This is a genomic window from Shewanella sp. SR44-4 (assembly GCF_014163715.1).
Classification (GTDB): domain Bacteria; phylum Pseudomonadota; class Gammaproteobacteria; order Enterobacterales; family Shewanellaceae; genus Shewanella.
On the sequence record NZ_JACJDU010000056.1, the window covers coordinates 1 to 18,594 of the forward strand.

An 18,594-nucleotide genomic window follows, 5' to 3' on the forward strand; every position below is an offset into this window, starting at 1 on the left:
CTTCAACAGACTCATGAACTAATTCAAGCTCTTGCTCAAACATAAAAAATCCCCACCAGAATACTGGTAGGGATTATCTTTCATCTGCAAGATCGGTCAAGTGCCCTTAAACGATCGGCATTGCTACATTATTGTAGGCCTTTTTATTACGTTGATTTTTATGTCAATAATATAGAAATCTAGTGATTTAATCGTAATTCATGTCGATGTTCTCGACGGAATTTTTGTTCACAACCGGTACAACGTTGTTCTGTTGGGTCGGTGATTAAGCGGGGCGGTTCTATGTCCATTTCACAATCAGAGCAAAGACCATATAAACCCAGTTCAAGCTGACAATAAGCAGCATCTAGCTTCATGAACTTAGTAAAAATATCAGTATTGATTAGTTTGACTTGTGGTAGGTAATCAATCACTTTCACCAGAGGGGTTTCCATTGAAATATGAGCAACTTCAGTAGCTTTTAATGAATCCTTGATAACCAGCATTAACTCACGCCTCAAAATAAGTTCAAGTTGTTGAAGTTTTTGCTGTATGTCCTGAGTGTTGTGCAACTGAGATAACCTTAACTGACTATGCCAATGTAGGTAATCTATTTTAGGCACAAATAAAGCAGGCGTTATGACGAAGATCAATTCTCGATAAGATTTCTGTGATAAAAACATGAATAATAATTTATCATTTATTCATCTCAGCCAATGTTATGTGTCTGTATTAGCGATAAGCTATGATTGATTGTCGCATATATATGGTTAATTAATCGCAGCTGATTGAACACAAAAAAAGATAATTTCGCTATTTTGTGATGACTTAGGATTCACACGGTTCATAACCTTGATGACACATTTCCATCAAGGTTGATTTAATCCGAAATAGTATAGTTGGTGCGTTGTTGAAGCTTATATGAGCGATCTATGAGCATGCTGTAGAACCTTAACGATTTCTTCAGTAGTTTTGAATATTCGTAATTCTCTAAACAAAGTATCCGCTTCGGGATATTGACGGTTCAAGTAACTAAACCACTGTTTAATCCGTGAAGGGTAGTAATCGGACTTACGACCGTTGAGTTCTTTATCGGTATAGGCCATAAGTAAGCTTAGGGTTTGTTGCCAACTGAATGGGGTCGCGCCGGTTTTAATCGTATCGCCTAAGTTAGGCAAAGAAATAGCTCCTCGGCCAATCATTATACTGTCACAGCCAGTGACATCCATGCATCTTCGAGCATCAGCGGCATTCCAAATCTCTCCGTTAGCGATAACAGGAATAGGCAGGCGTTGTCTTACTTCAGTAATGTATTCCCAATATGCCGGTGGTTTATAACCGTCGGTTTTACTACGAGCATGAATAGCAAGCTCTGTAGCGCCAGCCTCATACACCGCTAAAGCGTTTTCCATAAATAACGACTTATCTTCGTAGCCTAAACGGATTTTAGCAGTAACAGGATGTTCTAAAGGCACTGCATCGCGCATGGCTTTGACGATACTGTAAATATTCTCAGGATATTGGAGTAATACTGCGCCGCCTTTGCTTTTATTGACGGTTTTGGCTGGGCAACCAAAATTAGCATCAACGCCATTTGAACCTAGCTCTACAGCTCTTATGGCATTTTGTGCCATCCACTCAGGTTCTTGGCCTAATAACTGAACACGTACAGGTGTTCCTGATGCGGTTAGCCCTTGATGGAGTAGCTCAGGACACAATTTATAGAACACTTTATCTGGTATGAGTTGATTGACGACCCTGACAAATTCCGTCACAACCAGATCAAATGGATTGATGGCAGATAATATTTCACGCATATGGTCATCAACCACACCTTCCATTGGAGCTAAAATAACGCGCACAGTACACCTTGCTGAAGTCAAAAGTGCGCTATTTTAACGTGTTTATTATTTGATATCAGTACTAAATTGCTATGCGCGTTTTTTTGTCGATTAACTAAACAAATTCTTGCTAATAATCATATTGATAGCGATTTTGTTGTATTTATGTTAAATATACATGGCATTAGTTTTGAGGCTTGCCTAACAAGTATTTGTGTTAAATAAATAGACATTTTTCACGTTTTTTTAATTTTTTTGCAATAAAATTTACTTACTACAGGTCTCTTTAACCAAGCCGGCAATGATGTTGGTCACCATACACAATTAAGATATAGGAAGATAATTATTATGAATTCAATCAAAAAAACTACTTTAGCGGTTGCATTAGGTTCTGTTGTAATGACTGCAGGCTTTTCTGCTCAAGTAGAAGCTAACCCATTTGGTTTTCAACAATTAACTTCTGGTTATCAAATTGATGGCGGAGAAGGCAAGTGTGGTGAAGGCAAATGCGGCGAGAACATGAAAAAGTCTGCTGAGAAAGCGGCCGAAGGTAAATGTGGCGAAGGCAAGTGTGGCGGCGATAAAATGAAGTCTGCTGAAAAAGCAGCTGAAGGTAAGTGTGGCGAAGGCAAGTGCGGCGGCGACATGAAAAAGTCTGCAGAGAAAGCGGCTGAAGGTAAGTGCGGCGAAGGCAAATGTGGTGGCGACATGAAAAAGTCTGCTGAGAAAGCCAAAGAAGGTAAGTGTGGTGAAGGTAAGTGTGGCGGTCAGAAATAATTAATGACTTCTATTTGATAATGCCTTGGCTTATCTGACACAATTAAGGCCTGAGATTCAGGCCTTAGTTTTATCTGTTTTTTATTTTTAAGGACGCATTATGTCTATTCAGCATCGCAACGCACAGGGTCAGGCTAGTGTTGGTTTAGGACTTCGCCGTGAAATGCTGGATGAATTTTGTCAGCAGGTGCCATCTGCCATTAATTTTTTCGAAGTGGCGCCTGAAAATTGGATGACATTAGGCGGCAAGTTTGGGCGTCAGTTTAAAACATTAACTGACCAACACGCTTTTTTCTGCCACGGGCTTTCATTATCCATTGGTAGTCCTGAACCGCTTGATAGTCACTTTGTACAAAATATAAAACGCTTTTTAGATGAGCATAATATAGAAGTGTATTCAGAGCATTTAAGTTATTGCTCTGGTACTGGCCATATGTATGATTTGATGCCAATCCCATTTACTGATGATGCAGTCATCCATACCGCTAAGCGGATAAAGCAAGTCGAAGACATACTCGAGCGTCCATTTATTTTAGAGAATGTGTCATTTTATGCGGCGCCAGGTGCACAAATGACCGAACAAGAGTTTGTTAATGCGGTGCTGCAAGAGGCCGACTGCAAATTACTGCTTGATGTAAATAACATTTACGTTAATTCAATTAACCATCAATACGATGCAGCTGCTTACTTAGCGGCTATGCCTACCAAACGAATCGCTTATCTGCATATTGCAGGGCACTATGAAGAAGAGGCCGACTTAATGGTTGATACTCACGGTGCGGATATTATCGATCCTGTATGGGCCTTATTGCAGCAGTGTTACCAATTACATGGCGTGCACCCGACCTTGCTTGAGCGTGACTTTAATATTCCTAAAACAGACATACTTCTTAATGAGATTAATCAAATTCATCAGTATCAACAAAATGCCTTAACGCAGCAGTCAATATTGAGGAAGGCATAATGGGTTTCATTGAAGTACAACAACAATTTATGGACTATATCCGCGATCCTAGTTTGCCATTGCCCGAGGGGATTGAACCTAGGCGCATGAAAATCTATCGAGAATTATTTTTTAATAATATTGCAGGTTTTGTGTCGAGTGCGTTTCCGGTGCTGAAAAGTGTATATCAGGACGAACAATGGCAGGCTTTAGTGCAGCAATTTTTTGTCATCCACGATTGTAAGACACCAATATTTGTTGAAATAGCCGGTGAGTTTTTAGCGTTTTTACAACATGAATACCAGATGACAGAAGATGATCCTGTTTTTATGTTGCCGTTAGCACATTATGAATGGTTAGAATTATGTGTCGCTGTCGCGCCAGATACTCCCGCAGCTCAATCGATCAATACTATCGAACTAAACCAACATAGGTTATGCCTAGCAGCTTGTGCCAAAGTGGCGCAATATGCCTTTGACGTTCAACATATTAGTGTTGACTACCAGCCTATAGAGCCGACAGCACAAGCGAACTTTTTTTGTGTATTTAGAGGTGCTGATGATGACGTCGCATTTTTACAGCTGACACCATTAAGTGCGCAAGTGTTAGCTTACATTGAACAAATGACTCATTCTCAACAGGGTGTAACAGTCGATGCCATTATAAGTTGGTTAAGTGAGCATTATCCACAAATGCCAAATGACACCTTGTTGTCAGGCTGCTTGCCTTTATTGCAACAACTGGCCCAAAAGGGCATTGTTATTTCATCAATCGAGTCATAATAGGCTTATTATATTTAAGGTTTTTATTTTGTGAAGATGGGTCTAAAATAAGCCACTTTTTGTGATCCACTTCACGTCTATTGTCCGCTATGCTAACTGAGCAGTTGGCATAATATAACAAATGAAAGACGTGAGTTATCGCAGTCACATCATCACCTTAATCTAGGAATAATCATGAGTCAGCCGTTTAAAGACCCGTTTAACATCTTTTATTTTATTGGTTTTATTTTGGTTTTATTAATTCCAACATTACCCGCGAGTCTTTCATGGTTGAAAGCAACAGGATTAATTTAACGCTTACTTCAGGTTAACCTGTCATGATATTGTCTTATTAAACCACTCGGATAGAGTGGTTTTTTTGTTTGTATGAGGGCGCATATGGCAGTGAAACGCGGATTTTTTCTCATTATTGGTTTGTGCAGTCTAGTGTTAGGCATTATTGGCATTGCACTGCCTCTTTTACCTACAGTGCCATTTATTTTATTGGCTGCGTTTTGTTTTGCTCGATCTAGTGATCGCCTTCATCATTGGCTAATCAATCACCCTTGGTTTGCTGAAGGTATCTCTCAGTGGCAATCGAAACGTGCGTTGAGCCGATCGCTCAAGCGAAAAGCCATGTTAATGAGCGGCCTTAGTTTTACGATTAGTATTATGATTGTACCGATAATATGGGTGAAAATTATGTTGTTGTGCATGATGCTTGTTTTATTATTTTTCTTGTGGCGGATCCCAGAGTTAGAATAATAAATAGCCTGGTTAATGCATGCCTGTTGCAACTGAGATTAAACGGGCATAAGATCACACCAGTATTTTTACCAGAGTCCACCATTAACGTGGACTTTTTTATTGCGTAATCACTTTCAGATAGAGTTAACTACATTATGATGAACCAAGACAGTTTAGCGCTTATTAAGCAGAGCATTAAAACCATTCCTGATTATCCAATACCAGGCATCATGTTCCGTGACGTCACCAGTTTGCTTGAAAATGCAGAAGCTTATAAAGCCACGATTGCGATTCTAGTAGCTCATTATCAATCAAAAGGTTTCACTAAAGTGGTTGGTACTGAAGCGCGTGGTTTTTTATTTGGTGCCCCACTTGCGTTAGAGCTCGGCGTTGGTTTTGTACCTGTACGTAAACCGGGTAAATTACCCCGTAAAACCATAAGCCAAACTTATGACTTAGAATACGGTAAAGACACCTTAGAAATTCATGTTGATGCAATTAATGCTAATGATAAAGTGCTCGTTATTGATGATCTATTAGCCACCGGTGGCACGATTGAAGCTACGGTAAAACTTATTCGTCAATTAGGCGGTGAAGTGAGCCATGCTGCATTTGTTATCTCATTACCAGAAATTGGTGGCGAGAAGCGTTTACAAGGTATGGGAATAGAAGTATTAAGTTTATGCGAGTTTGACGGCGAGTAGGTAAAGTAAAATAAACTGCCATTTTATTAAGCAGTTAACTAGGCTTTACTCTATCAAATGCTTGCTCAACAATAGCATGCCAGCCCTTGGCATGTTATTGTTAACCCCTTTAAAGGGATTGACTCCCGATAGCTCTCTGTGGGGAATTTCATGTCTTACCAAGTACTCGCCCGCAAATGGCGTCCAGCTAAATTTGAACAAATGGTCGGCCAATCCCATGTATTAATGGCATTAACCAATGCATTGAGCCAACAACGTTTACATCATGCTTATCTGTTTACTGGTACCCGCGGCGTGGGTAAAACCAGTTTGGCACGTTTGTTTGCTAAAGGTCTTAATTGTGAAACAGGCGTTACTGCTACGCCGTGCGGTGAATGCTCTAGTTGTATTGAAATTGCCCAAGGTCGATTTGTCGATTTAATTGAAGTCGATGCTGCTTCGCGCACCAAAGTTGATGATACTCGTGAACTTCTCGACAATGTACAGTATCGCCCATCCCGTGGTCGTTTTAAGGTGTACTTAATTGATGAAGTCCACATGTTATCGCGTAGTAGTTTTAACGCACTCCTAAAGACCTTAGAAGAGCCTCCAGAGCACGTTAAGTTTTTATTAGCGACGACCGATCCGCACAAACTGCCAGTTACTGTGTTATCCCGTTGCTTACAGTTCAATTTGAAAAGTTTATCGCAGGACGAAATTAGCAAGCAACTTGAGTATGTAATTACTCAAGAAAAGTTACCATTTGAGTCGCAAGCGCTGAGTTTATTAGCCAAAGCGGCTAATGGCAGTATGCGTGATGCGCTCAGTTTAACGGATCAAGCGATAGCGTTTGGCAGTGGCCAAGTGATGCTTACACAAGTGCAAACCATGTTGGGCAGTATTGATGAGCAACATGTGCTCGCGTTATTGAAAGCCTTGTGTGATGCCGATGTTGGGCCATTAATGCAAACAGTGGCAAAAGTATTGGCATTTGGCGCAGATGCCGAAGAAGTATTGCGTAGCTTATTAGAATTATTACATCAAATCACCTTAACTCAATTTGCCCCAGCTGCTGCACAGCAATCGCTGTTTAGTGAGCAAATTTTGGCATTCGCGCAGCAATTAGCGCCTGAACAAGTACAGCTTTATTACCAAATGCTGCTTAACGGCCGTAAAGATTTACCCTTTGCTCCCGATCCTAAATCGGGCTTGGAAATGGCACTGCTTCGTGCGGTAGCCTTTACGCCCGAGAAACAAGTAAAACGTTGGGTAACAACGACACCGGCTAATATTGATTTAAGTGTTATCGATCACTCATCAACTTCAGCGCAAGAGGTCATTGAAACAGGCCCAAAGCCTGATGTTCTGCCTCAAACGCATAATGATTTAACGATAGCAGTACCCGCTATTCAGGCTGAAGAGTTGCCGACCCCCGAAGTTGAAGATATTGATGTTCTCGATGATATCGCTGTCGAGCCATCGTTGGTTGCCGAGCAAGCTTTATTGTTGGACCAAGCACAAAGCTTAGGGTTTAACTCATTGCCGCCCAAAAGTGTCGATATGCAGTCTGACCAGCTTATTAATGATGATGTCGATAAAGCTGCCGAAGCTGATGTTGTTAGTGCAACTTCATCTGATGATGTTGTTCATAATGCTGATACTGAAGCAACGGTTGAATCCAATACTGAAAATTTGGCTAATGATATTACCGAGTCTGAAGAGGTTGCAGAGCAACCTACATTAGTGCCGAGTAAAGCAGACTCCAATACAGTAGAAAATAGCCAATCGAGTGATAGTGCAGATAACAGCTCACTTGATGCCTATTCCTTTATGGATTATGACGAAGCAGACGATCCGTCAATGGAATATCAACCCTCGGATCATGACGAATATGTTGCGTTTTCGGTTTCAAACGAGATAACTGAAGCTAACAATGTTACTGAAGCTTCGGAGTCGATGTCTGAACCGAAAACGGTTAATCATCTTGTTGACAATAACAGCGACTTGATGAGTGATAATGCTCGTCAAAACCTCACTAGCGCAGATGATAACTTAGACGACTTTTTAGATGAAGTGTTAGCCAGCCGAGATTCTCTCATTGCAGATGTTGGTGTATTACAGCAACAAGAAGAACTTGCCAAAAAAGAGTCTACAAAAACAATCAGTTCTAGAGTGAGCAAACCGGCTGCGGCATCAACATCAACAACGGCCGCTAATGAGTCTTCTGATAAGTCAGAACAGGCTGAGTTTAGCGCACCTACAGCCAACGAAGCATCATCTGTAACGCTCAACGGAACAGACAAGTCTAAAGTTGTGGCCGATTATGATAGGCCTCCTTGGGTCGCGCCCAAAGAGGGTGAGATCGTTAATGCGTTTGCAGATATTAATCAAGAGACTAAACCAGCAGTTGAAGCAACATTTCAACCATCGAGTTCAGTCAGTCAGCAAGCTGGTCATCAACATCAAAAACCGGCTAGCGCACAAATAACCCGTTCACTGGCTGCTGATCCGCAAAACATTAATGCAGAGCCGGTGATTCAATCTAATGTGCTCGCCAAATTTGAACCACACAGCATTCAAGGCGATGAAGTTGATTTACATTGGTATAAAATAATGACTAATGTGTCCGTTGGCGGAAGGGTTAGGCAATTAGGGGTGAACTCCGTGTGCCCAACATTGTCAAACCCAATAGTATTGGTGTTAAAACCAGACCAGAAACATTTGTCTGCGCAAACTGCTATCGATCAATTACAAGTAGCGTTATCTGAGTACCTTGAGCGACCAACTGAAGTTGAGATACAGATTGGTGTGGTGCAAAAACGAGAAACACCACTTGAGTTACGTAAACGTTTTCATCGGGAGCTTATTGCGCAAGCGCAACAATCTATTTTGCTTGATGACAACGTTCAGTGGATGATCCAACACTTATCGGCTCAGCTAGACAGTGACACGATTGAATATCCATCGGAGCAACTAGGGCAAATAGCGCAGGATATTGCACTCATCAGCGCTTCATAAGTACACAAATAGGGTGGTTTTACAGAAAATGAATATATCTTCATCTCAAAAATGTATCTGTAATATTGCCAATCGATTTTATTTCAGTAAGATTGTCGCCATTATGACGACTTGCTAACAACCTTAATTAGAGAGAGACGACTATGTTTGGTGGAAAAGGCGGTATGGGCAATTTAATGAAACAAGCCCAAATGATGCAAGACAAAATGGCTAAAGTGCAGGAAGAAATTGCACGCACAGAAATGACGGGTGAAGCGGGTGCTGGCTTGGTTAAAGTAACCATGACAGGTAACCACAATGTGCGTAAAGTTGAAATTGATCCAAGTTTGATGGAAGACGATAAAGAGATGCTAGAAGATCTTATCGCCGCAGCGTGTAATGACGCAGCCCGTCGTATAGAAGAAAATCAAAAGACTAAAATGGCCGAAGTGACTGGTGGTATGCAATTACCTCCTGGAATGAAAATGCCATTTTAATCATGTCGTTAATAAATAAAAAAGCTCAAGCATAATGCTTGAGCTTTTTTATTTACAGCGCTAAACCGCTTTCATCGCAGCTTGTTGGTCAATAATTACATAGCCTTGTGCTTGGTACTCATTAATGCATTGCTGAAATTTATTTTCAAGTTTAACTTTATCAAAAAAACCTAAGGCATAAGAATCACATTTCACTTTCATTTTTTGGTCATTTATCAATAGTGTTTCTTTTTTTAATTCAGCGAAACCTAATGAGTATGCGATTTCAACAAATTTGAGGTTAATAAAGTAACCTAATAAAACTGCAACAATAACAATGATGATTTTTTTCACAATAATGTCCTTAATATTATTCTATAAATCCATGAGTAACTCATCTAGTTATAGCAATTTATACGCCAAAATAAAAACTAAATATAATCAATAAGTTATTTATTCTCTATTCTGTAACTTAGTTATTTTACTCATTAAGTTATGAGTTTGACCAATCTAAGCAATCTATTTAGATAACCAACCTTGTGTCGGTTCATGCAGCCATAGACTTTGCTATTACCCTTATGTAAAGCATTTAAATATTAACTCAAAGTAAAAAATATTTGACATTGATTGACATCAAACTATCATGAGGTGAGTTAAATATTTTTTACTTTTAGTTCGCTGGGGTTAACATGAGTAATAAACAAAAAGTACACCAATGGTTGCAAGAAACCAGCTTTCGCGAGCTAACGCTATCGATAGATTTTTTGGTAACAGGTTATATTTTCTATCTTTATTTGAGCCAGTTGTTTAATGCAACCCCAGAGCAACTTGCATCTATTGAATGGTTATCAAGTTTACTGCTTGAGATCATCATTTACTCAATTGTACTGATGGTTGTCAGTTATATTTTATTAGCGTTAATTAGCGACGATGAGTTATCACAACCGATGGATGTGAGAGAAAAACAAATCAGTTTAGTCGGTTATAAATATTCGGCTATCATTTTGCAAGTGGGCGTTGTATTTGCCATTTTTCAGTATAATATCGCCGCCCAAGATTTTGATTTTATGCAACAACGGACTGTGCCGTATTTACCACTGCATATTTTAATTGTGGCTTTTCTAACTGCTGAACTGGCACATTACGGTGTGCAATTGTATAAGGGGCGCACTGGTGATATTTATGGATAATCGGGATGATGTAAAAGTAGGGATTTCAAATACTATTCGTACGTTACGCTTTTTACATAACGAAATGACGCAGAAGCAACTGGCCGAACAAATTGGTGTGACGCGTCAAACGGTGATGGCAATAGAGTCAAATAAATACTCTCCAACACTTGAAGTGGCGTTTAAAATTGCAGAGGTGTTTAATTTACCGCTGGATAAGGTTTTTACTTATCGTTCAGGTAAGTAACCTAAACACGTGATAATAAAATCCCCTCAAACAGCCTTTTGTTACGTTATTTGCGTCCTGTCTAAGCCACTCTCACTTGATTACGGCCATTTTGTTTTGATTGATAGAGTGCTCTGTCTGCATTTTTAATCAGACACTGGTAATCTTTACATTCAGATGTCATTCCAGCAACACCTACACTCACAGTGACACCAATGGGAAGTATATCTATCTCAGACTCACCAGGCAGTACTAACTGAGTGTTTTCGATAATCGTTCTGAGTCGTTCAGCAAGTGTATAAGATGTGGAGACTTGGGTTAGCGGGAGGATGACAATAAACTCTTCACCACCATAACGAGCCACTATATCTGATTCTCTTAACGACATTTTAATGTTCTGGGCGATATTTTTCAAAACTAAGTCACCAATCTGATGGCCATACTTATCATTAATGTTTTTGAAATGGTCAATATCGATAAGGAAGATGGATAGTGGTTTAGAATAACTTTGCGCCCTTTGTGTTTCCTCTTTGAGGCGACGATCTAAGTATCGACGGTTAAAAATCCCTGTTAGTGAGTCGGTGATGTTTTCTTGTTTAAGGGCATGTATCTGCATAATGTCACTGGTGGTTTTGAGGGATAGGCTACACACAACAAATACAAAAATAGCTCCGCAAAAAAATATCACTGGCACTACTAAATCGAGTGGTTGAGAAAATGTAACCACGCAAAATTTAGCGTAAATGACATAACCTGTGATGAAAAACAGGATCAGCAGAATAAGAAATCCCCAACTGTGGCGCAATTCGCCGGTTGGAAGTCGGCTAAATATCGTCCATACCGGTTTGATAGCCATTGCAAGTATTAGCGCTCCGCAAATAACCAACCCACTAGCTAATAATGGTAAACTATCTTGCATATTGGGTCCTTGTATAGGTGACACTTTAATTTGAAAACTCATATTTTTGGTGGTGTTTTAAATATTATCGTGAATGACCTCCTTAGGTCCTCACAGGCAATATTAAGTTCTGAATAGTAGAATATCAGATGGATTGAACAAAAAAAGTGATGGCTTTCAAAAGTTAATTAACGCCTTATTTGCGGTTGTGTCTAAAGTAACAAAGATGAGTCAATAGAGTATCTTTAAGCTGGTTTGCTTGGTTTGCTTGGTTTGCTTGGTTTGCTTGGTTTTAAATTGGTGTAGCGACACGTTGTTTCGTTATTAATCTGCTCCCGTAATCGCCGTAACTTTTTTGCTAAAAAGTAGTCGTTGAGCAATTCCCTTATCTATGATGGCTGTGGCCATAGAGTTACAGTATTCAATAAGAACACTGTTAATTCGTCGATTGTGGCTTCATTTATTGCAACAGAGGTTTTAATCTTTGCATTCAAACGCTGCACAGACAATAATCGCACTGCTTTGGTGTTTCCGCATATTGGCTTAGCCGATCACAAGACGGTTTCACCATGACATTACAATGAGTTTAGCTATTAAGGTATTGGCAATTTTATGAAATTTAGTCCTTTGGTCGATGAATTAATTCAATCTTTACGTGCGTTGCCTGGCGTCGGCCCTAAGTCTGCACAGCGTATGGCATTTCAATTACTTGAGCGTGAACGTAAAGTGGGCCTTAAGCTCGCAGATTCGTTGCAAAAAGCCATGTCTGAGGTGGGACATTGTCAAAGTTGTCGTACGTTTACCGAACAAGATTTATGCCCTATATGCAGTAGCCATCGTCGCATCAATACTGGGATCATTTGCGTGGTTGAAACGCCTGCTGATGTGCTTGCTATTGAAGCTGGTGGTCATTTTAATGGCCGTTATTTTGTGCTGTTAGGGCACTTGTCGCCGTTAGACGGTGTTGGTCCTGAAGAGTTGGGTTTAGCGTTACTTGAACGCCATTTAACATCAGATGACGTGAGCGAGCTTATTCTTGCTACCAATCCGACCGTTGAGGGTGATGCCACTGCACATTTTATTGCTGATATGGCCAGAAGACACAATGTGGTGATTAGTCGTATCGCACATGGCGTTCCCGTGGGTGGTGAGCTTGAATACGTTGATAGCACCACTTTAGCATTATCTTTTAATGGTCGTATTCCGCTGTAATAGCCCCGTAGCTGATTAGAAACCAAGATGCCAGCAAGTCAAAAATTAGATTTGTTGGCATTTTTTTATTCAATCTTGGATGAGTCATGAGGAATACAGGCTACAAAAATGTGTCATATTGAGCCGATTTGGTCTTATCTGATGATTTATTATTCAACAAGGCGGTGTTGCCCCTTGAAAATATTGTAACGTCCCCCATCTCTTGGTTAACACAGAATTTTAGGCGAGTGGATTTTTCGACTCGTGATTGTTTAAACGTAACACCAAGGGAAATACTCATGTCACAACAAGAAACTCATGGCTTTCAAACCGAAGTAAAACAACTTCTGCAATTGATGATCCACTCTCTGTATTCGAATAAAGAGATTTTCTTACGTGAGCTAGTCTCAAACGCGGCCGATGCAGCAGATAAGCTTCGCTATTTAGCATTAACTGACGATACCTTATATGAAGGTAACGGTGATTTACGCGTTCGTGTAAGTGCGAATAAAGAAAAGGGCACAGTCACCATTTCAGATAATGGTATTGGTATGACCCGCGATAGCGTCATCGAACATTTAGGGACTATCGCCAAGTCTGGCACTAAAGAATTTTTTAATAATCTTTCAGGCGAAGCGTCAAAAGATTCACAATTAATTGGTCAGTTTGGTGTGGGTTTTTATTCGGCCTTTATCGTGGCGAAAAAAGTTACTGTACGCACTCGCGCTGCCGGCCATGCTGCTAACGAAGGTGTCTTGTGGGAATCTGAAGGCGAAGGTTCATTCAATGTAGAAAGTATCACTAAAAATGAACGTGGTACTGAAATTGTGCTGCATTTACGTGACGAAGAAACTGAATTTGCAGACGATTACCGTTTACGCTCAATTATCACTAAGTACTCTGATCATATCTCTGTTCCAGTACAAATGTGGAATGAAGGTACACCTGAGTCAGACGGCCCTGATGGAGAGAAAGTCGCGGCAACGGAAGGTGAGTGGAAAGTGATGAACAAAGCGACAGCGCTTTGGACTCGTAATAAGTCAGACATCACGGAAGAAGAATACCAAGAATTTTACAAGCACATTTCTCACGATTACAGCGACGCATTAAAATGGTCTCACAATCGTGTTGAAGGTAAGCAAGAATACACCAGTTTACTGTACATCCCAGCTAAAGCGCCTTGGGATATGTGGAACCGCGACCATAAGCATGGCTTGAAATTGTTTGTTCAACGTGTATTTATTATGGATGAAGCGGAACAGTTTTTACCTACATACTTACGCTTTGTACGTGGATTAATCGATTCAAATGATTTGCCATTAAACGTATCTCGCGAAATTTTACAAGATAATCAAGTAACAACAGCAATGCGCGTGGGTATCACCAAACGTGTGTTAGGCATGCTTGAAAAACTGGCTAAAGATGAGCCAGAACAGTATCAGTCTTTCTGGGCTGAATTTGGGCAAGTATTAAAAGAAGGCCCTGCAGAAGACTTTGCTAATAAAGAACGCATTGCAGGTTTATTGCGTTTTGCTTCTACTCATGACAACTCTGCCGCAACAACAGTGTCATTAGAGGCCTATATTGAGCGCATGAAAGCCGGTCAAGACAAAATATATTATATCGTTGCTGACAGTCATGAAGCTGCTGCTAATAGTCCTCATCTTGAGTTGCTGCGTAAAAAAGGCATCGAAGTATTGTTATTGTCTGAGCGTATCGATGAGTGGTTAGTTAATCACTTAACTGAGTTCAAAGACAAGAAGTTGCATTCAGTGACACGTGGTGATTTAGAGTTAGGTGAACTTGAAGATGCCGCTGATAAAGAAGCGCATGATAAAGTAGCCGAAGAGTCTAAAGGTTTAATTGAGCGTGTTAAAGCTGCGTTAGCAGACAGCGTTTCTGAGGTTCGTGTTACTTCACGCCTAACTGACACGCCAGCGTGTGTGGTAGCGGGTGAAGGTGAAATGTCGACGCAGATGATTAAGCTAATGCAAGCAGCTGGTCAGCCTGTGCCAGAGTCTAAGCCAACATTTGAGATTAACCCAACGCATCCTTTGGTTGAGCATTTGAATAACGAAACTGACGAGCAATTGTTTGCTGATTGGGCTAACTTGTTATTACAACAGGCATTGTTATCCGAGAAAGGCAGTTTGGCTGACCCTTCAGCGTTTATTAAACTGACCAATCAAATGTTATTGGCGAGTGTAAAGTAAACTCGATTTAAGCAGTAAAAGCGGACAATAAGTCCGCTTTTGTTTTTGTCATTCTGCGGAGGCAATATGGACTACCTCATTAATCTTACTAAAGATAATATTCAACAAGTTGTTGATACCTCAATGCAAAAAATGGTGGTATTAGCATTTTGGGCGCAACAACAGCCCGAAAGTGTACAAATGTTGCAGACGCTGGAGCATCTTGCCAATAGCCAAGGTGGGCGATTTATTCTCGCTAAAGTGGATTGTGAAACTGAGTTAGAAATTGCGAATTACTTCCAAATTCAGAACGTACCGACCACATTGATTTTAGATAAAGGTAGACCCATTGATGGTTTTTCTGGGGCGCAAAGCCAAGAAAAAATTAGTGATTTGCTCGACAAACATTTACCGCCAATGTGGATACAAGAGTTTGATGATGTTAAGCAGCAATTAGCCCAAGGTGAGTTATCGCCAGAAGATTTAGCTAAAATTTCTGACCAGTTAAAAACAATTTTTATCGATTCACAACAAGCACCTGAAGTTGCATTGGTGATGACTGATGTGGCGTTACAGCAAGGTTTACTCGCAGAAGCCAAAAGGCTACTTGCCCGTATAGGTTTAGCGGATCAAGATAGTTACTATCATAATTTAGTGGCTAAATTAGCGTTAGCGGAAGATGCGGCAGATACTCCAGAAATTCGTCAGCTGCAACAAAATGTCGCAGAGCAACCTGATAATCTAGACGCAGTTGTTATATTAGCCAAAGCATTAAATGTTGCTCAACGTAACGAAGAAGCCCTTGAATTATTGTTTGTTATTTTACAAAAAGATATGAGTGCTGCTGATGGCAAAGTTAAACAAGTCTTCATGGAAATTCTAACCGCGATAGGTCAGGGCAATACGTTAGCCAATCAATATCGCCGTAAATTGTATACCTTGTTGTATTAAACAAATTGAAGCTGTTTTGTTACAACCCTTATTAGATCTTGGTCTAATGTCATAACAAAAGCGCTATTAAAAGTGCGGCAGATGTGCGAAAATCGCCGCCCTAAAAAGAACACAAACTTAAAAGAGGACTTTTGAGATGCGCATTATTTTATTGGGTGCCCCAGGTGCCGGTAAAGGTACCCAAGCTCAGTTCATTATGGAACAGTATGGTATCCCACAGATCTCAACTGGTGATATGTTACGTGCAGCGGTTAAAGCTGGTACGCCATTAGGTTTAGAAGCTAAGAAAGTAATGGATGCAGGTCAATTAGTTTCAGACGATCTTATCATTGGGTTAGTGAAAGAGCGTATTGCTCAAGAAGATTGCGTAAAAGGCTTCTTACTTGACGGTTTCCCTCGCACAATTCCTCAAGCTGATGCTATGGCTGAAAATGGTATTGAGATTGATCATGTTATCGAAATCGATGTGCCTGATGAAGAAATCGTTAAGCGTATGAGCGGACGTCGTGTTCATTCTGGTTCTGGTCGTGTTTACCACGTGGTGTTCAATCCACCGAAAGTGGAAGGTAAAGACGATGTCACTGGCGAAGATTTATCTATCCGCCCAGATGACGAAGAAAGTACCGTACGCAAGCGTTTAAGCATTTACCATGAGCAAACTAAGCCATTAGTTGATTATTATGGCAAAGTTGCTGCTGCTGGTAAGACTCAGTACAACAAGTATGATGGTACTCAATCTGTCGCTAAAGTGAGTGAGCAACTAGCCAGCGTATTAAAATAATCGCTGATTAGCTCCGCCATTAAAAGCCTGCTTTGCAGGCTTTTTTTATGCCTAAAGAATAACCTAACCGTTGCTGTATATTAGTGGGAATACTTTTCACTAATATTGAATCACTGATATTTAATCAATGTTTATTTAACCTCCGCTCGAGATTGTAAACACGATTATCAAATTCTAATGCCACCATTGCATCGGCTCGCTATTGAAGTCTTCATGCGCCTTGATAGTCATACAATGGCAAGTTTCACATGACTGTTGAACAGTCCTTTTACTCGATTTACCCAATCTATCAGCCCAAACTTAAGTTATTCAATACAGCACTATTGAGGCTAATGTGTGATTGAACGGACTAATATTGTCCAGTTGATTTAGCCAGAGGCAATATATCGGCGTAGGTCAAAAACTAATAAAATAAGACTGATGACCTCAACGGAACATATTTAGGCCGTGAATGTGATAAAAGTGATATAGGATTGACGCTTACCTATGATAAAATCTGCCGCCATTTTCGCGGATGACGACTCATATAAAATTGAATGAGTGTCAGTGGTAATTAATTTCACACTTGCACGGACGCCAAGCTATGAGAGCCCAATATGAAGTTTCCTGGTCAACGTAAGTCCAAACACTATTTCCCTGTAAACAGTCGTGATCCGTTATTGGCTCAACTTACGCAGCAGCCTCAACCTTTTTCTACTTACATTTGCGGTATCGATCAAACCTTGGTTGATATCGAGGCTAAAGTAGAAGACGAGTTACTTGAGCGATATGGCTTACCTAAAGGCAACTCTACTCTCATTAATGATGAGCAAGCCCATAATTTGTACCATGAACTTAAATCCAATGAGATGATCAGCGATGAATTTGCCGGTGGCACTATTGGTAACACCGTCCATAATTATTCGATTTTAGCCGATGACCGCTCAGTGCTTTTTGGGGTTATGAGCCAGCATATTATGGTGGGTAGCTATGCATATCGCTATTTATGTAACACTTCCTCAAAGGTTGACCTCAACTTTTTACAACCTGTCGATGGTCCTATCGGTCGCTGCTTTACGTTAATTTCCGATTGTGGTGAACGCACGTTTGCTATCAGTAAAGGCGCGATGGATAAGCTAACACCTGAGTATATCGATAAAGAGGTGATACAAGGCAGTTCGGCGTTAGTATTAACGGCATACCTGATGCGAGCAAGCGAAGGTGATGGCATTACAGATGCGGCAATGACGGCCATTAATTACGCTAAAGAAGCCGATGTACCAGTGGTGTTAACCTTAGGGACACGCTTTTTAATTCAAGAAGATCCGCAATGGTGGCAAAATTTTATTAATGAGCATGTCACTATTTTAGCCATGAATGAAGACGAAGGTGAAGCGTTAACGGGTTTTAAAGACCCGTTGCTTGCCAGTGAAATGGCGCTAGATTGGTGTGACATGGTGCTAACCACGGCGGGTGCGATAGGGCTTTATACTGCGGGTTATACTGAAGATGCTGAAAAGCGTGAAACCAGCCATACCTTATTACCGGGCGCCATTCCTGAATTTAACCGTTATGAGTTTTCTCGCCCTAAATTACAAGTGGATTGCGATACGCCCATAAAAGTGTACGCTCACATAGCCCCTTACATGGGTGGACCAGAATTAATTCGTAATACCAATGGTGCTGGTGATGGAGCTTTGTCTGCGTTGCTTCATGATTTATCAGCCAATACGTTCCATAAAACCAATGTGCCTGGTTCGAGTAAACATAAACGAGATGGTTTATGTTATTCGTCGTTTTCACAAGTTTGTAAATACGCTAATCGCGTTGCATACGAAGTGTTAGCGCAGCATAGTCCACGTTTATCTCGTGGTTTACCAGAGCGGGAAGACAGTCTAGAAGAGTCATATTGGGAACGATGATTGGTCATCGATAAAAATAAAACGATAATGATGCATCATTATCGTTTTTTTTTGTGTAGATTTTTATAGAATAGGCACCGA

The 18,594-nt window shown here is 40.5% G+C and carries 18 protein-coding genes; 14 read left to right on the forward strand and 4 right to left on the reverse strand.

Translation table 11 applies throughout. The features are described from left to right. Positions 1-179: 179 nt before the first annotated feature. Positions 180-551: a TraR/DksA C4-type zinc finger protein gene (locus H5125_RS18995; RefSeq protein WP_182745030.1), complete on the reverse strand. Its 372-nt coding sequence runs from the start codon at positions 549-551 to the stop codon at positions 180-182. Between the two features lie 345 nt (positions 552-896). Beyond that, the gene (gene dusC, locus H5125_RS19000; protein ID WP_182745031.1) at positions 897-1,841 is read right to left on the reverse strand and encodes a tRNA dihydrouridine(16) synthase DusC; all 945 of its coding nucleotides are present in this window, start codon (positions 1,839-1,841) and stop codon (positions 897-899) included. 327 nt (positions 1,842-2,168) lie between these two features. On the opposite strand from dusC, the gene H5125_RS19005 reads away from it, so the two are divergent. From H5125_RS19005 to H5125_RS19035, 7 genes are all read left to right on the forward strand, one after another. Continuing rightward, complete coding sequence (locus tag H5125_RS19005; RefSeq protein WP_182745032.1) at positions 2,169-2,597, forward strand: hypothetical protein; 429 nt, start codon at positions 2,169-2,171, stop codon at positions 2,595-2,597. 100 nt (positions 2,598-2,697) lie between these two features. Then, complete coding sequence (locus H5125_RS19010) at positions 2,698-3,561, forward strand: DUF692 domain-containing protein (protein ID WP_162022809.1); 864 nt, start codon at positions 2,698-2,700, stop codon at positions 3,559-3,561. Beyond that, positions 3,561-4,322, forward strand: coding sequence for a DUF2063 domain-containing protein (locus H5125_RS19015; RefSeq protein WP_182745033.1), 762 nt, complete (start codon positions 3,561-3,563; stop codon positions 4,320-4,322). The genes H5125_RS19010 and H5125_RS19015 overlap by 1 nt, the downstream gene beginning before the upstream one ends. 378 nt (positions 4,323-4,700) lie before the next feature. Further along, positions 4,701-5,066: a YbaN family protein gene (locus H5125_RS19020; RefSeq protein ID WP_101088151.1), complete on the forward strand. Its 366-nt coding sequence runs from the start codon at positions 4,701-4,703 to the stop codon at positions 5,064-5,066. A 134-nt stretch (positions 5,067-5,200) separates the two neighbouring features. After that, the gene (gene apt / locus H5125_RS19025) at positions 5,201-5,752 is read left to right on the forward strand and encodes an adenine phosphoribosyltransferase (protein WP_101088153.1); all 552 of its coding nucleotides are present in this window, start codon (positions 5,201-5,203) and stop codon (positions 5,750-5,752) included. A 150-nt stretch (positions 5,753-5,902) separates the two neighbouring features. Beyond that, complete coding sequence (gene dnaX, locus H5125_RS19030; protein ID WP_182745034.1) at positions 5,903-8,749, forward strand: DNA polymerase III subunit gamma/tau; 2,847 nt, start codon at positions 5,903-5,905, stop codon at positions 8,747-8,749. Positions 8,750-8,892: 143 nt separating this feature from the next. Next, positions 8,893-9,225 carry a YbaB/EbfC family nucleoid-associated protein gene (locus H5125_RS19035; protein WP_011637860.1) on the forward strand — a complete coding sequence of 111 codons (333 nt, stop codon included), beginning with the start codon at positions 8,893-8,895 and terminating at the stop codon, positions 9,223-9,225. Between the two features lie 60 nt (positions 9,226-9,285). Here H5125_RS19035 and H5125_RS19040 read toward each other — a convergent pair whose 3' ends face one another. Then, positions 9,286-9,558 carry a hypothetical protein gene (locus H5125_RS19040; RefSeq protein WP_162022812.1) on the reverse strand — a complete coding sequence of 91 codons (273 nt, stop codon included), beginning with the start codon at positions 9,556-9,558 and terminating at the stop codon, positions 9,286-9,288. A 335-nt stretch (positions 9,559-9,893) separates the two neighbouring features. On the opposite strand from H5125_RS19040, the gene H5125_RS19045 reads away from it, so the two are divergent. Then, entirely contained in the window at positions 9,894-10,394 is a 501-nt protein-coding gene (locus H5125_RS19045; RefSeq protein WP_059746794.1) for a hypothetical protein, read from the forward strand. Next, a complete protein-coding gene (locus tag H5125_RS19050; RefSeq protein ID WP_101088159.1) occupies positions 10,387-10,620 on the forward strand; it encodes a helix-turn-helix transcriptional regulator in 234 nt (77 codons plus the stop codon). Before H5125_RS19045 ends, H5125_RS19050 begins: the two co-directional genes overlap by 8 nt. Positions 10,621-10,681: 61 nt before the next feature. Here the strand turns inward: H5125_RS19050 and H5125_RS19055 are convergent, their stop codons facing one another. Next, the gene (locus H5125_RS19055; protein ID WP_182745035.1) at positions 10,682-11,518 is read right to left on the reverse strand and encodes a GGDEF domain-containing protein; all 837 of its coding nucleotides are present in this window, start codon (positions 11,516-11,518) and stop codon (positions 10,682-10,684) included. Positions 11,519-12,109: 591 nt separating this feature from the next. On the opposite strand from H5125_RS19055, the gene recR reads away from it, so the two are divergent. The 5 genes from recR (at position 12,110) to H5125_RS19080 (ending at position 18,513) form a co-directional block, all read left to right on the forward strand. Then, positions 12,110-12,709, forward strand: a complete 600-nt coding sequence (gene recR / locus H5125_RS19060; RefSeq protein ID WP_101088163.1) for a recombination mediator RecR — start codon at positions 12,110-12,112, stop codon at positions 12,707-12,709. 278 nt (positions 12,710-12,987) lie between these two features. Then, a complete protein-coding gene (htpG, locus tag H5125_RS19065) occupies positions 12,988-14,901 on the forward strand; it encodes a molecular chaperone HtpG (RefSeq protein WP_101088165.1) in 1,914 nt (637 codons plus the stop codon). A gap of 66 nt (positions 14,902-14,967) precedes the next feature. After that, positions 14,968-15,831 carry a tetratricopeptide repeat protein gene (locus tag H5125_RS19070; protein ID WP_182745036.1) on the forward strand — a complete coding sequence of 288 codons (864 nt, stop codon included), beginning with the start codon at positions 14,968-14,970 and terminating at the stop codon, positions 15,829-15,831. Positions 15,832-15,967: 136 nt separating this feature from the next. Next, positions 15,968-16,612 carry an adenylate kinase gene (gene adk / locus H5125_RS19075; RefSeq protein WP_101088169.1) on the forward strand — a complete coding sequence of 215 codons (645 nt, stop codon included), beginning with the start codon at positions 15,968-15,970 and terminating at the stop codon, positions 16,610-16,612. 596 nt (positions 16,613-17,208) lie between these two features. Further along, a complete protein-coding gene (locus tag H5125_RS19080) occupies positions 17,209-18,513 on the forward strand; it encodes an inosine/guanosine kinase (RefSeq protein WP_101088171.1) in 1,305 nt (434 codons plus the stop codon). The last annotated feature ends 81 nt before the right edge of the window (positions 18,514-18,594 follow it).